The organism is Psychroserpens ponticola (genome assembly GCF_023556315.2).
GTDB lineage: Bacteria > Bacteroidota > Bacteroidia > Flavobacteriales > Flavobacteriaceae > Psychroserpens > Psychroserpens ponticola.
In genome coordinates this window covers 2,693,372-2,708,878 of sequence record NZ_CP116221.1, presented here as the reverse complement: position 1 = coordinate 2,708,878, position 15,507 = coordinate 2,693,372, and the positions used below count along the sequence as shown (strand labels likewise).

The following is a 15,507-nucleotide window of genomic DNA, read 5'->3' as shown; positions in this document are numbered from 1 at the left end:
AATAGTTGACAGCCTTCAGTATTTTGTTTACTGAAGGTTGAAAACTCAAGACTATAAAGTAATTATGGCAAGAAGACATGATAAGAATGTAATACAGAGATTTAGTAAAATCTCTATTGGTCTAGCATCTCCAGAATCTGTTTTGGCAGCGTCTCGTGGTGAAGTTTTAAAACCAGAAACTATTAATTATCGAACACATAAACCTGAACGTGATGGTTTATTCTGTGAGCGTATTTTTGGTCCTGTGAAGGATTTTGAATGTGCTTGTGGTAAATATAAAAGAATACGCTATAAAGGAATCGTTTGTGATCGTTGTGGTGTTGAAGTAACTGAAAAGAAAGTACGTCGTGATAGAGTAGGACACATCAACCTTGTTGTGCCTGTAGCTCATATCTGGTATTTCCGTTCGTTGCCAAATAAAATTGGATACTTACTTGGGTTACCATCAAAGCGTTTAGATATGATTATCTATTATGAGCGTTATGTTGTTATTCAAGCAGGTGAAGCTATGAATGCTGAAGGAGAACCATTACAAAAAATGGATTTCTTAACTGAGGAAGAGTACCTAAATATTATGGAGACTCTACCTAAAGAAAATCAGTATTTAGATGATACAGATCCAAATAAATTTATTGCTAAAATGGGAGCGGAATGCTTAATTGACCTTTTAGCAAGAATTGATTTAGATGACTTATCATTTGAGTTACGTCATAAAGCAAATACAGAAACCTCTAAACAACGTAAAACTGAAGCCTTAAAACGTTTACAAGTTGTTGAAGCATTTAGAGATTCAAATTTAAATAGAGAGAATAGACCTGAGTGGATGATTATGAAGGCTATTCCAATCATTCCACCAGAATTAAGACCATTAGTGCCTTTAGATGGTGGACGTTTTGCAACGTCTGATTTAAATGATTTATATCGTCGTGTTATTATTCGTAACAACCGTTTAAAACGTTTAGTTGAAATTAAAGCTCCAGAAGTAATTCTTCGTAATGAAAAACGTATGTTACAAGAATCTGTAGATTCATTGTTTGATAACACACGTAAAGCTTCTGCAGTAAAAACGGATTCTAATAGACCTTTAAAATCATTATCTGACTCATTAAAAGGTAAGCAAGGACGTTTCCGTCAAAACTTACTTGGTAAACGTGTTGACTATTCTGCACGTTCTGTAATTGTTGTTGGACCAGAATTAAAATTATTTGAATGTGGATTGCCGAAAGGTATGGCAGCAGAACTTTACAAACCTTTTATCATTAGAAAATTGATTGAAAGAGGAATTGTAAAAACTGTAAAATCTGCAAAGAAAATTATAGATAGAAAAGAGCCTGTTGTTTGGGATATCTTAGAGAATGTTCTTAAAGGACATCCTGTATTACTAAACCGTGCTCCTACACTACACAGACTTGGTATTCAAGCTTTCCAACCAAAATTAATTGAAGGGAAAGCAATTCAGTTACACCCATTAGTGTGTACTGCATTTAATGCCGATTTTGATGGTGACCAGATGGCGGTTCATTTACCACTTGGACCTGAAGCTATTTTAGAGTGTCAATTATTAATGTTGGCATCTCATAATATCTTAAATCCAGCAAATGGTGCTCCAGTAACTGTTCCTTCTCAGGATATGGTACTTGGTCTTTACTATATGACCAAGCTCAGAAAATCAACTAAAGACGTAAAAGTTTTAGGTGAAGGCTTATCATTCTACTCTCCAGAAGAAGTAACAATTGCTTACAATGAGAAAAAAGTAGAATTAAATGCAGGTATTAAAGTAAGAACTCAAGATTTTAATGAAGAAGGAGAGTTAACTACTCAAATTATTGAAACTACTGTTGGTCGTGTGCTTTTTAACGAAAAAGTTCCAGCTGCTGCAGGTTACATTAATGAGGTATTGACTAAGAAATCTTTAAGAGATATTATTCATGGTATTCTAAAAAAGACAAGTGTACCAGTAACAGCTGCCTTCTTAGATGAAATTAAAACTCAAGGATATAAATTTGCCTTTCAAGGTGGTCTGTCGTTCAGTTTAGGGGATATTATTATTCCACCTGAAAAACAAGGTATGATTGACAAAGCTAATGGTTTAGTTGATGGTATTATGGGCAACTATAATATGGGATTAATAACAAATAACGAACGTTATAATCAAGTTATTGATATCTGGACATCTACAAATGCTGAATTAACAGAGTTGTCTATGAAGCGTATTCGAGAAGATCAACAAGGGTTTAACTCGGTGTTTATGATGCTTGATTCTGGAGCTCGTGGATCTAAAGAACAGATTCGTCAGTTGACAGGTATGCGTGGATTAATGGCGAAACCTAAGAAATCTACTGCAGGTGGAGGATCGATTATTGAAAACCCAATTCTTGCTAACTTTAAAGAAGGTCTTTCAATTTTAGATTACTTTATCTCTACTCACGGTGCACGTAAAGGTCTTGCCGATACAGCACTTAAAACTGCAGATGCTGGTTATTTAACGCGTCGTTTAGTTGATGTGTCTCAAGATGTTATTATCTACACTGAAGATTGTGGTACATTAAGAGGTATTGAAGTCAATCCGTTAAAGAAAAACGAAGAAATAATTGAAACGCTTGAAGCTAGAATAGTTGGTCGTACATCTTTAAATGATGTTTTTGACCCAATTACCGAAGAGCTATTAGTTGAAGCAGGTGGTCATATCCATGATGATATTGCTAAACGTATTCAAGCGTCTGCTTTAGATTCTGTTGAAGTACGTTCAGCATTAACTTGTGAAGCTAAGAAAGGTATTTGTTCAAAATGTTATGGTCGTAATTTAGCGACAGGTAAAATGGTTCAACGTGGAGAAGCTGTTGGTGTCGTTGCGGCACAATCAATTGGTGAACCAGGAACACAGCTTACTTTACGTACATTCCACGTTGGTGGTGTTGCAGGTAACATTTCCGAAGAAAACAAATTAACTGTTAAGTTTGATGGTGTTGCAGAAATTGAAGACCTAAAAACGGTTAAGACTAAGGATAATGAAGGTAAAGATGTTAACGTAGTTATCTCTCGTACTTCAGAATTAAAATTAGTTGATACTAAAACTGGTATCACACTTAGTACGAATAATATTCCTTATGGATCATTCATCTATGTTAAACCAGGTGATAAAGTGAAAGCAGGAGATATTATTTGTCAGTGGGATCCATATAATGGTGTGATTATTTCAGAATTTGCTGGTAAAGTGAGATTTGAAAACATTGAGCAAGGTATCACTTATCAAGTAGAAATTGATGAGCAAACTGGTTTCCAAGAGAAAGTAATTTCTGAATCTAGAAACAAGAAATTAATTCCTACGCTTCTTATTGAGGATGCTAAAGGAGAAACGATACGTTCATACAATTTACCTGTTGGAGCTCACCTTATGATTGATGATGGTGAAAAAGTTAAAGTTGGTAAAATTTTAGTTAAGATTCCTCGTAAATCTGCTAAAGCAGGTGATATTACAGGTGGTTTACCTCGTGTAACTGAATTATTTGAAGCACGTAACCCTTCTAATCCTGCTGTTGTTAGTGAGATTGATGGTGTTGTATCTTTCGGAAAAATCAAAAGAGGTAATCGTGAAATTATCATTGAGTCTAAATTAGGTGAGATTAAGAAATACTTAGTTAAATTATCTAATCAAATTCTTGTGCAAGAAAATGATTATGTAAAAGCTTGTATGCCATTATCTGATGGTTCAATTACTCCTAATGATATTTTGAATATCAAAGGCCCTTCAGCTGTGCAACAATACTTAGTAAACGAAGTACAAGAAGTATATCGTTTACAAGGTGTAAAGATTAATGACAAGCACTTTGAAGTTGTTGTAAGACAAATGATGCGTAAAGTTAGAATTATTGATTCTGGTGATACGATTTTCTTAGAAGATCAATTAGCTCATAAAGCAGATTTTATTGAAGAAAACGATAAGATTTTTGGAATGAAAGTTGTCGAAGAAGCTGGAGATTCTGAAACTTTAAAGGCAGGACAGATTTTAACAGCTAGAGAGTTAAGAGATGAGAATTCAATACTACGTAGAGAAGATAAAGCGTTGGCAACTGCAAGAGATGCAAAACCTGCTACAGCTACACCTATTTTACAAGGTATTACAAGAGCATCTTTACAGACGAAATCATTTATATCTGCAGCATCGTTCCAAGAAACAACTAAGGTTCTTAACGAAGCAGCTGTAAATGCTAAAGTTGACGATCTTGAAGGATTGAAAGAAAATGTAATTGTTGGTCATAGAATTCCAGCAGGAACAGGTGTTAGAAAATTTGATAACATCATTGTAGGTTCTAAAGAAGAATTCAATGAAATGATGAAAGCAAAAGAAGAGATGAACTACAACTAACAGTTGTCATTCTTGCGAAGGCAAGAATCTCTATATAATAAAAGCCTTCACGCATTCATATGTATGAAGGCTTTTTTATTAAATATATTAATAATTAGTTTTCCGATTTATCGGAAACATAAACAAGTTTATAATGGCAGACGATAAAAAACAAAAAAAACCAGGAATCAATATAGAATTAGATGAAAAAATTGCAGAAGGAACGTATTCTAATCTAGCAATTATAAATCATTCAGTTTCAGAGTTTGTAGTTGACTTTGTGAGCATAATGCCTGGAACTCCAAAGAGTAAAGTTAAATCCAGGATTATTTTAACGCCTCAACATGCAAAACGTTTATTGAAGGCATTAGGAGATAACGTAAATAGATTTGAGAAAGCTCATGGAGAAATCAAAGATTATGAGCAACCTCCAATTCCATTGAATTTTGGACCAACAGGTCAGGCATAAATTTTCTATTTGAAATCAGAATTTGAGACTGTATTTTGCAGGTGCTCAAAATATTTTTTTTGAGCAACCTCCAATTCCATTGAATTTTGGACCAACAGGTCAAGCATAAATTTTCTATTTGAAATCAGAATTTGAGACTGTATTTTGCAGGTGCTCAAAATATTTTTTTTGAGCAACCTCCAATTCCATTGAATTTTGGACCAACAGGTCAGGCATAAATTTTCTATTTGAAATCAGAATTTGAGACTGTATTTCGCAGTTGCTCAAAATATTTTTTTTGAGCAACCTCCAATTCCATTGAATTTTGGGTAAACAGGTTAGGATAAAAAAATAAATATCCCTTTGAGTTATTAATTCAAAGGGATATTTATTATTCTAAGCAACTTCTTTTTGATTACTATGAAATTTTAAAGCGCCAGAAGGACATTTCTTTACTTGTTGAATAATTTTATCTGTAGATTCTCCATCTAGGTCTATCCAAGGGATTATATGTTGACGAAATACATTTGAAAGTTCTTTTGCACAACGCTCAGCATTAATGCATTCACACGGATTGTAGGTAACAGTAATATCATTATTACTGAAAACATTAGGTATCGTTTTCATAAGTAGATCAATTTTGGGGTTTAATCTTATTTCAATGTATGCACTATAACGTTTTAGTTTAAATTTATTCGACAAATTGTATTATAATAACGTTGAAATACATGATTCTATTTTTATTATCGATGAACGGTAAGTATTTTGCTATGAAAAGTTGATAAACATGGAATTTACTTTGTGATTATAAATTCGCATCTTCTGTTAATCGAATGTTCTTCTTCTGAACACTCATTACCACAATCTACAAGCAGTTGTGTTTCGCCATATCCTACAGCTTTCATTCTAGATTGATTAATTCCTTTTGAGATGATATATTGCATAGCAGAGTTAGCACGATTATTTGAAAGTTTTAAATTATAGTCATTAGAACTTCTTGTATCAGTGTGAGCTCCTAGTTCAACTTCCATTCTAGGATATTTTTTCATAAGCTCAATCAATACATTTAACGTTGATGCAGCTTGTGGTTCAATATTCCATTTATCTAATTCAAAATAGATGTTTTCAAGTTGAATGTATACATAACCATCTTTCTCGTAAACGATCTCTTCAGCATCATCATAGGATTCTAATTCTAGTTCTATATTTAATTCTATTTTACCTGAATCATCTGTGTCAAAATCTACAGCTTTCGGAATGTACAATGGCTTAAATCCCTCTATTTTATAGGTTTTAAATGGTTTTATGTGAAACTTATACCTACCATCTTTATCTACTTTAACAGAGTCAATAGCATTATTGTTTTCATCAAATATAGTAATTGATGTATTTGGTAAAATCTCTTGACTATGCAAATCTTTCACAGTACCTTCTAATACAACACTTCTGTTTTTATCTCTTCTTAAAAACGAATATAGATTATCTCTACCACTTCTATTAGAGGATAAAAATCCTGTGTTTTCTTCTGAATTTACAACAAATGAGAAATCATCTTTGCCAGTATTTATAGTGTTTCCTAAGTTAAGAGGCGTATTCCAATTTTCATCGTTTTTATTAAATTCACACATAAAAACATCTAATCCACCAAGACCTTGTAAACCATCTGAAGCATAATAGAGTGTCGTATCTTTACTAATAAAAGGAAACTGTTCTCTATGACGTGTATTAATTTTTGAACCTAAGTTTATTGGTTCGCTATAAGTACTATCTGATGAAATATCTACATAATAGATGTCAAATGATCCTTGACCACCTTTCATATCACTAGAAAAATATAATTTGTCGTTATTAGTATTGAGAGCAGGATGCATAACAGAATATAGATTACTTGAAAATGGAAGTTCTTCTATGTTATTCCATTCTCCATCTACTTTTGTCGCTTTATAAAGTTTGACAGTTGCAATCTTGATATCATCGATTTCAGTTCGTTTATTGTTAGTTCTAGAAAAATACAATGTATTACCATCAGAGCTTAAAACGGCATTGCTTTCATGTGTATTCGTATTGATATTAGCTGGTAATTCTTCTATGTTTTCAAGATTGCCCTCTTCTGTGAAATTAGCAATATAAATATCTAAGTAAGATTCTTCATTCCATTTATATTTACGCGACGCGTTTTTTCTTAATGAAGAAAAACTCACTTTTTCATCATAATAGTTTATTGCGAAATCACCTGGTATATTTCCTGATTTGATAAGTTGCACATCATATAAAAATGGTATTGCATGTTCTAGATTTTCAATATATAAAGGTGTATCAGTTTTATGAGAAGTATAGATACTCATAATGGAGTCGGCAACTTCAATATTATCGATACCATAGAGTGCATGAGCATATTTAAAGTAATAACTATTTGATATTTCCTTATAAGGGTTTTGGAATACTTTTAAATAATTTTCAGCAGCTTTGTCCATCATGCCATTGTAGTAATAACAATCTGCTAAATTGAGTGTAATTGAATCATTAGTTTCTGTTAATTCTTCATACAATTCTGATGCTTGAATATATGCTTTTGACGCAAAAAGTTTGTGAGCTTTATTTGTTTTAGAACTTTGACAATGAGTTACTAAAGCATAAAAACAAAAAACGATACTAAAAATACTTTTAAGTGGCATAATAAATTGAATTAAAAGAATCTAGGTGATTTGTCGTAACCAGCTCCAATTTTAGATAAATCAAACAAAAGAATTACTTCATGAGTTCCAGAGTTAAATTTTCCTAAATTAGAAACTGTATAATCGTATGCATAACCTACTCTTAAGTTTGGTAATATTTTAAAATTTGCTAGTGCACTAATACCACTTTCGAATCGATAACCTACTCCAATTTCAAAATTATTATTGATTAGTACGTTTGAAGTTAAGTCTAAAGTAAGTGGAGTTCCACTTACTGATTTTGCCATAAAAGCAGGTTTTAATAATAAGTTTTCATTTATATTAAATACATATCCACCTGTGAAAAATAGGTGTAATTCTTCGACTCCTTCAGTTACAATTCCACTACTTTCTTCTAAATGTTTTGATTTTAAAAGATTTGGAGCAGATAAACCAAAGTAGTGATTGTCTGAAAAATAATAAATACCAGCACCAACATTAGGAAATGTTCTACTTATATTTTCAGCAAAAGCAGGATCTGGAAGAGGATCAGAATAAACGAATCCATTAAAGTTCGTTGAGAAAAATGATAAACCAGCTTTAATACCAAGCGATAATTTTGACGTTTCACTCAAACTTAGTACATAAGCATAATCTATAAATAAGTTGGTATCTGAAACAACGTCACCAATTTCATCGTGTACAATAGAAAGTCCTCCTTCCATATTGTCTGCTATTGTAGAATGAGCAAAAAATGATCCGGTAACTGGAGACCCAACGGCTCCAACCCATTGCGATCTGTAAATTAGACCAAGGTTAATATTCTCCTCATCAGCAGTTGCGTAAGCAGGGTTAATAACATTCATATTATACATATATTGCGTGAATTGAGCATCTTGTTGTGCATTCGCAATAGTTGTGATAATAAAAATCATCAATAAAAACCTTATGTTGTTTTTTAACTTCATTTATCTATTTAGATATAATCTTCCTTGTAAATCTTTTCGAATATTGTCATTGAATTCTAAAATAAAGAAGTAAACGCCTGTTGGAACAATATTATCTCCATATACTTTTCCACTATGCGATTCTCCATTCCATTTAGGAGTGTTTTTATTTCCTGTATAGAGAACATTGCCATATCGATTGTAAATTGTTAATTTGAAATTAGGATATAAGGTGTTTAGATTCTTTATATCAAACGTATCATTTATGCTGTCTCCATTTGGTGAAAATCCATCAGGAATAATTAGTTTCTCAATGCAAGTAGTTAAGCTAACAGTTACTGCAAGCCTAGTAATACTTTCACAACCATCAATAGAAATTACAGAAGCATAGTAAGTTGTACCATTTTCTAAAATGGTTTCTGGAGTATATGTATTGCCACCTATTTGCGAATCGTACCAATAGGTAGAAATAATGTTTGTATTGGTTATATTACTTGATAAAGAGGCGATAGTTGGATGATCTTCAATGCAAAAAGTATTTCCTTCATTAATAAGTATTGGATCTAAACTTTCAAAAACAGTAAAGTTTATTGTAGTTAAATTTGAAAGATCTCCACTACAATTGGTTATATTATCAATTAGACTGTCGACAGACAATTCATTTGAACCTTCATTTATAAATAAATCTGAATTAATTTGAAAAGCACTGTCACCATTAATAAATGTGATAGCTACCGTTTGATTAAAGGTGTTAGCACCAGTAATGTTATAAGATAAATTATAATCTCCGTCTGTTAGATTAGTTGCATTATTTAAATTAACTGTAACATTTTCTCCTTGACAAACATCAGCTACATTGATCATCAAACCACTTAGGTCTGGTGGATTATTAAAAGAAATCGTGACTTGTGAAGTGTCAGTTTGCATACATTCAGTAAGATCAACTGTATATGTGTAAACTCCTGCAGAATCAATACTTGGATCAAAAATTTCAGAACCACTACTTAAAGCAGGCGACCATGTACCACCAGTTTGAGGCGTTCCATTTAGGCTATCAAAAAGGTTATAGGTATTAGTAACGTTAGTACAAATGTTTAACAGACTATCATCACCAGCGTCAGGAATCGGAATAATTGTTACTAAAACTGTAGCAGAACCATCAACGCATACTAAATTCGCACTAGCAACAGTATATGTGTAAATACCTGGAGAATCAATACTAGGGTCAAAAATACCAGAAGCACTGTTAAGAGCAGGCGACCAAGTACCACCAGTTTGAGGCGTACCATTTAGGTTTTCAAAAAGATTATAGGTATTAGTATCGTTATTACAAATATCCAAAACGCCATCTGTACCAGCATCAGGAGGAGGAATCATTGTCACTATAACTGAAGCAGTAGCGTCATCACAAAATGGATTAGAAATTGTATAAGTATAAGTTCCTTGCAGATCAATATTAGGATCAAAAATACCAGAGCCACTACTTAAAGCAGGCGACCATGTACCACCAGTTTGAGGCGTTCCACCTAGATTATCAAAAAGATTAAAGGTATTAGTATCGTTATCACAAATATCCAAAATGCCATCTGTACCAGCATTAGGTCCTGGAATAGTAGTAATTGCAACTGAAGCAGAAGCATCCGAACATAAAGGGTTTGTACTAACAATAGTATAAGTATAAGTTCCAGGTGGATCAATACTAGGATCAAACATACCAGTACCACTACTTAAAGCAGGCGACCAAATACCTCCAGTTTGAGGTGTTCCACCTAGACTATCAAAAAGGTTGTAGATATTGATATCGTTATCACAAATACCTAATACACCATCTGTACCAGCGTCGGGAGACGAAAAGATTGTCACTGTAACTGTAGCAGAAGCGTCACCACAAAATGGATGAGAAATTGTATAGGTGTATGTTCCTTGCGAATCAATACTAGGATCAAAAATACCAGAGCCACTACTTAAAGCAGGCGACCATGTACCACCAGTTTGAGGTGTTCCACCTAGATTATTAAAAAGGTCATAAGTATTAGTGTCGTTATCACAAATATCCAAAACGCCATCTGTACCAGCATCAGGAGTTGGAATGATTGTAACAGTTACTGTAGCAGAAACATCTTCACAAGTAGGATTTGTACTAGCAACCGTGTAGGTATATGTTCCTTGCGAATCAATACTAGGATCAAAAATACCAGAGCCACTACTTAAAGCAGGCGACCATGTACCACCAGTTTGAGGTGTTCCACCTAGGCTATCAAAAAGGTTGTAGGTATTAGTATCATCTTCACAAATGTCTAAAACGCCATTCTGTCCAGCATCAGGAGGAGGAATCATTGTCACTATAACAGAAGCTGACGCATTACCACAAATAGGGTTTGTACTAATAACCGTGTAGGTATATGTTCCTTGCGAATCAATACTAGGATCAAAAATACCAGAGCCACTACTTAAAGCAGGCGACCAAGTACCAGCAGTTTGAGGTGTTCCACCTAGATTATTAAAAAGGTCATAAGTATTAGTATCGTTATCACAAATATCCAAAACGCCATCTGTACCAGCATCAGGAGTTGGAATGATTGTAACAGTTACTGTAGCAGAAACATCCTCACAAATAGGATTTGTACTAGCAACCGTGTAGGTATATGTTCCTTGCGGATCAATACTAGGATCAAAAATACCAGAGCCACTACTTAAAGCAGGCGACCATGTACCACCAGTTTGAGGTGTTCCACCTAGACTATCAAAAAGGTTGTAGGTATTAGTATCATCTTCACAAATATCTAAAACGCCATTCTGTCCAGCATCAGGAGGTGGAATCATTGTCACTATAACAGAAGCTGACGCATTACCACAAATAGGGTTTGTACTAATAACCGTGTAGGTGTATGTTCCTTGCGAATCAATACTAGGATCAAAAATACCAGAGCCACTACTTAAAGCAGGCGACCAAGTACCACCAGTTTGAGGTGTTCCACCTAGATTATCAAAAAGGTCATAAGTATTAGTGTCGTTATCACAAATATCCAAAACGCCATCTGTACCAGCATCAGGAGTTGGAATGATTGTAACAGTTACTGTAGCAGAAACATCTTCACAAGTAGGATTTGTACTAGCAACCGTGTAGGTATATGTTCCTTGCGAATCAATACTAGGATCAAAAATACCAGAGCCACTACTTAAAGCAGGCGACCATGTACCACCAGTTTGAGGTGTTCCACCTAGGCTATCAAAAAGGTTGTAGGTATTAGTATCATCTTCACAAATGTCTAAAACGCCATTCTGTCCAGCATCAGGAGGAGGAATCATTGTCACTATAACAGAAGCTGACGCATTACCACAAATAGGGTTTGTACTAATAACCGTGTAGGTATATGTTCCTTGCGAATCAATACTAGGATCAAAAATACCAGAGCCACTACTTAAAGCAGGCGACCAAGTACCAGCAGTTTGAGGTGTTCCACCTAGATTATTAAAAAGGTCATAAGTATTAGTATCGTTATCACAAATATCCAAAACGCCATCTGTACCAGCATCAGGAGTTGGAATGATTGTAACAGTTACTGTAGCAGAAACATCCTCACAAATAGGATTTGTACTAGCAACCGTGTAGGTATATGTTCCTTGCGGATCAATACTAGGATCAAAAATACCAGAGCCACTACTTAAAGCAGGCGACCATGTACCACCAGTTTGAGGTGTTCCACCTAGACTATCAAAAAGGTTGTAGGTATTAGTATCATCTTCACAAATATCTAAAACGCCATTCTGTCCAGCATCAGGAGGTGGAATCATTGTCACTATAACAGAAGCTGACGCATTACCACAAATAGGGTTTGTACTAATAACCGTGTAGGTGTATGTTCCTTGCGAATCAATACTAGGATCAAAAATACCAGAGCCACTACTTAAAGCAGGCGACCAAGTACCACCAGTTTGAGGTGTTCCACCTAGATTATCAAAAAGGTCATAAGTATTAGTGTCGTTATCACAAATATCCAAAACGCCATCTGTACCAGCATCAGGAGTTGGAATGATTGTAACAGTTACTGTAGCAGAAACATCTTCACAAGTAGGATTTGTACTAGCAACCGTGTAGGTATATGTTCCTTGCGAATCAATACTAGGATCAAAAATACCAGAGCCACTACTTAAAGCAGGCGACCATGTACCACCAGTTTGAGGTGTTCCACCTAGGCTATCAAAAAGGTTGTAGGTATTAGTATCATCTTCACAAATGTCTAAAACGCCATTCTGTCCAGCATCAGGAGGAGGAATCATTGTCACTATAACAGAAGCTGACGCATTACCACAAATAGGGTTTGTACTAATAACCGTGTAGGTATATGTTCCTTGCGAATCAATACTAGGATCAAAAATACCAGAGCCACTACTTAAAGCAGGCGACCAAGTACCACCAGTTTGAGGTGTTCCACCTAGATTATTAAAAAGGTCATAAGTATTAGTGTCGTTATCACAAATATCCAAAACGCCATCTGTACCAGCATCAGGAGGAGGTATGATTGTAACAGTTACTGTAGCAGAAACATCCTCACAAAGAGGATTCGTACTAGCAACCGTGTAGGTATATGTTCCTTGCGGATCAATACTAGGATCAAAAATACCAGAGCCACTACTTAAAGCAGGCGACCATGTACCACCAGTTTGAGGTGTTCCACCTAGACTATCAAAAAGGTTGTAGGTATTAGTATCATCTTCACAAATGTCTAAAACGCCATTCTGTCCAGCATCAGGAGGTGGAATCATTGTCACTATAACAGAAGCTGACGCATCCTCACACGTAGGATTTGTACTAATAACCGTGTAGGTATATGTTCCTTGCGAATCAATACTAGGATCAAAAATACCAGAGCCACTACTTAAAGCAGGCGACCAAGTACCACCAGTTTGAGGTGTTCCACCTAGATTATTAAAAAGGTCATAAGTATTAGTGTCGTTATCACAAATATCCAAAACGCCATCTGTACCAGCATCAGGAGGAGGTATGATTGTAACAGTTACTGTAGCAGAAACATCCTCACAAAGAGGATTCGTACTAGCAACCGTGTAGGTATATGTTCCTTGCGGATCAATACTAGGATTAAAAATACCAGAGCCACTACTTAAAGCAGGCGACCATGTACCACCAGTTTGAGGTGTTCCACCTAGGCTATCAAAAAGGTTGTAGGTATTAGTATCATCTTCACAAATGTCTAAAACGCCATTCTGTCCAGCATCAGGAGGTGGAATCATTGTCACTATAACAGAAGCTGACGCATCCTCACACGTAGGATTTGTACTAATAACCGTGTAGGTATATGTTCCTTGCGAATCAATACTAGGATCAAAAATACCAGAGCCACTACTTAAAGCAGGCGACCAAGTACCACCAGTTTGAGGTGTTCCACCTAGATTATCAAAAAGGTCATAAGTATTAGTGTCGTTATCACAAATATCCAAAACGCCATCTGTACCAGCATCAGGAGGAGGTATGATTGTAACAGTTACTGTGGCAGAAACATCCTCGCAAAGAGGATTTGTACTAGCAACCGTGTAGGTATATGTTCCTTGCGAATCAATACTAGGATCAAAAATACCAGAGCCACTACTTAAAGCAGGCGACCATGTACCACCAGTTTGAGGTGTTCCACCTAGGCTATCAAAAAGGTTGTAGGTATTAGTATCATCTTCACAAATATCTAAAACGCCATTCTGTCCAGCATCAGGAGGTGGAATCATTGTCACTATAACAGAAGCTGACGCATCCTCACACGTAGGATTTGTACTAATAACCGTATAGGTGTATGTTCCTTGCGGATCAATACTAGGATCAAAAACACCAGAGCCACTACTTAAAGCTGGAGACCAAGTACCATCAGTTTGAGGTGTTCCACCTAGATTATTAAAAAGGTCATAGGTATTAGTATCGTTATCACAAATATCCAAAACACCATCTGTTCCAGCATCTGGAGGAGGTATCATTGTAACAGTAACAGAAGCCGTAGCATCATCACAAAATGGATTAGAAATAGTATAAGTATATGTTCCTTGCGGATCAACACTAGGATCAAAAATACCAGAGCCACTACTTAAAGCAGGCGACCATGTACCACCAGTTTGAGGCGTTCCATTCAGACTATCAAAAAGATTGTAGGTATTAGTATCGTTAGTACAAATTTCTATAACACCATCAGAGCCAGCAATATCTTGAAAAATAAATTCAACTGTAACTTCTAACCTAGAGTCACTTTCACATGGAGAATCAACAGTAGTCGCATAATAACTATTCCCATCAATTAAAGTCGTATTTAGATCTAAGGGAGAAGCAGATGATTGAGATAAATACCAATTATTATTACCACTGGCTATTAAATCATTTACAGTAGGTAAATTACTATTTGAGTCTAAGCAAAAACGTTGAGTACTATTACCTTCAGGAACAGGTATTACACCAACTATAACAAGAACTGCTCTCCTAGAGGTGCGACAATTTGTTGCTGGGTTTTCTTGGTCTGCATAATAAGTTGTTTCATCAGTTAATACGGTATTACTATTAAGAGGAGAGCCTCCAATAGATGAAAGGTACCATTGAATATTATTACCTGTAAGATTTAAATCAGCGAGTGTAGCATCCTCAGGTTGATCTACACATACGCCTTGAAAATTTAGACCCATAGGTGGACCTAATATACTAACAGTAACAATTTGCCTAGAACCACAATCACCAGTAGTATTATCTGCATAATAATTTTCACCATCAACTAGTGAATCAGAAAGATCTAAAGGAGTTGTAGAAGTAAGTGTGTCAAACCAAGCTATGCCAGCACCATTATCTGTAGCATCGAGGTCAGATATTAAAAGAGAATCTAAATCACAAAATGATTGAGAGTTATTTAATACAGTAGGACATTGTGAAAAACTGTTTGTTGTAACTATCAAAAAAAATGAGAAAATAATGAATATTTTTAATTTGGGACTTTTCATTAAAATCAAGTTTTCGAGACTAAAGTTATATTATACAAATAAAATATAGATTAACTGTATTAAAAATTAGTTTAACTGCATAAAGATATAAAAATTTATTATAATATATAGAAGTAAATTATTAATAAA

The 15,507-nt window shown here is 34.8% G+C and carries 6 protein-coding genes; 2 read left to right on the top strand and 4 right to left on the bottom strand.

From position 1 onward, the window contains the following. Positions 1–64: 64 nt before the first annotated feature. Entirely contained in the window at positions 65–4,366 is a 4,302-nt protein-coding gene (rpoC, locus tag MUN68_RS12005; protein ID WP_249995785.1) for a DNA-directed RNA polymerase subunit beta', read from the top strand. Between the two features lie 133 nt (positions 4,367–4,499). After that, positions 4,500–4,814: a DUF3467 domain-containing protein gene (locus MUN68_RS12000; protein ID WP_249995784.1), complete on the top strand. Its 315-nt coding sequence runs from the start codon at positions 4,500–4,502 to the stop codon at positions 4,812–4,814. 375 nt (positions 4,815–5,189) lie between these two features. Here MUN68_RS12000 and MUN68_RS11995 read toward each other — a convergent pair whose 3' ends face one another. The 4 genes from MUN68_RS11995 to MUN68_RS11980 all read right to left on the bottom strand — a co-directional run bounded on the left by MUN68_RS11995 (position 5,190) and on the right by MUN68_RS11980 (position 15,378). Next, positions 5,190–5,420 carry a (4Fe-4S)-binding protein gene (locus MUN68_RS11995; protein ID WP_249997457.1) on the bottom strand — a complete coding sequence of 77 codons (231 nt, stop codon included), beginning with the start codon at positions 5,418–5,420 and terminating at the stop codon, positions 5,190–5,192. Between the two features lie 167 nt (positions 5,421–5,587). Beyond that, a complete protein-coding gene (locus MUN68_RS11990) occupies positions 5,588–7,468 on the bottom strand; it encodes an OmpA family protein (RefSeq protein WP_249997454.1) in 1,881 nt (626 codons plus the stop codon). Positions 7,469–7,479: 11 nt separating this feature from the next. Further along, on the bottom strand, positions 7,480–8,415 hold the full coding sequence (locus tag MUN68_RS11985; protein ID WP_249997453.1) for a PorP/SprF family type IX secretion system membrane protein: 936 nt from the start codon (positions 8,413–8,415) through the stop codon (positions 7,480–7,482). Continuing rightward, positions 8,416–15,378, bottom strand: a complete 6,963-nt coding sequence (locus tag MUN68_RS11980) for a gliding motility-associated C-terminal domain-containing protein (RefSeq protein WP_272792371.1) — start codon at positions 15,376–15,378, stop codon at positions 8,416–8,418. Between the last annotated feature and the right edge of the window lie 129 nt (positions 15,379–15,507).

What these genes read in the sequence shown, in the direction of transcription:
- MUN68_RS11995 (WP_249997457.1), bottom strand. Translation starts at nt 5,420, where the DNA reads ATGAAAACGATACCTAATGTTTTCAGTAATAATGATATTACTGTTACC.
- rpoC (WP_249995785.1), top strand. Translation starts at nt 65, where the DNA reads ATGGCAAGAAGACATGATAAGAATGTAATACAGAGATTTAGTAAAATC.
- MUN68_RS11985 (WP_249997453.1), bottom strand. Translation starts at nt 8,415, where the DNA reads ATGAAGTTAAAAAACAACATAAGGTTTTTATTGATGATTTTTATTATC.
- MUN68_RS12000 (WP_249995784.1), top strand. Translation starts at nt 4,500, where the DNA reads ATGGCAGACGATAAAAAACAAAAAAAACCAGGAATCAATATAGAATTA.
- MUN68_RS11980 (WP_272792371.1), bottom strand. Translation starts at nt 15,378, where the DNA reads ATGAAAAGTCCCAAATTAAAAATATTCATTATTTTCTCATTTTTTTTG.
- MUN68_RS11990 (WP_249997454.1), bottom strand. Translation starts at nt 7,468, where the DNA reads ATGCCACTTAAAAGTATTTTTAGTATCGTTTTTTGTTTTTATGCTTTA.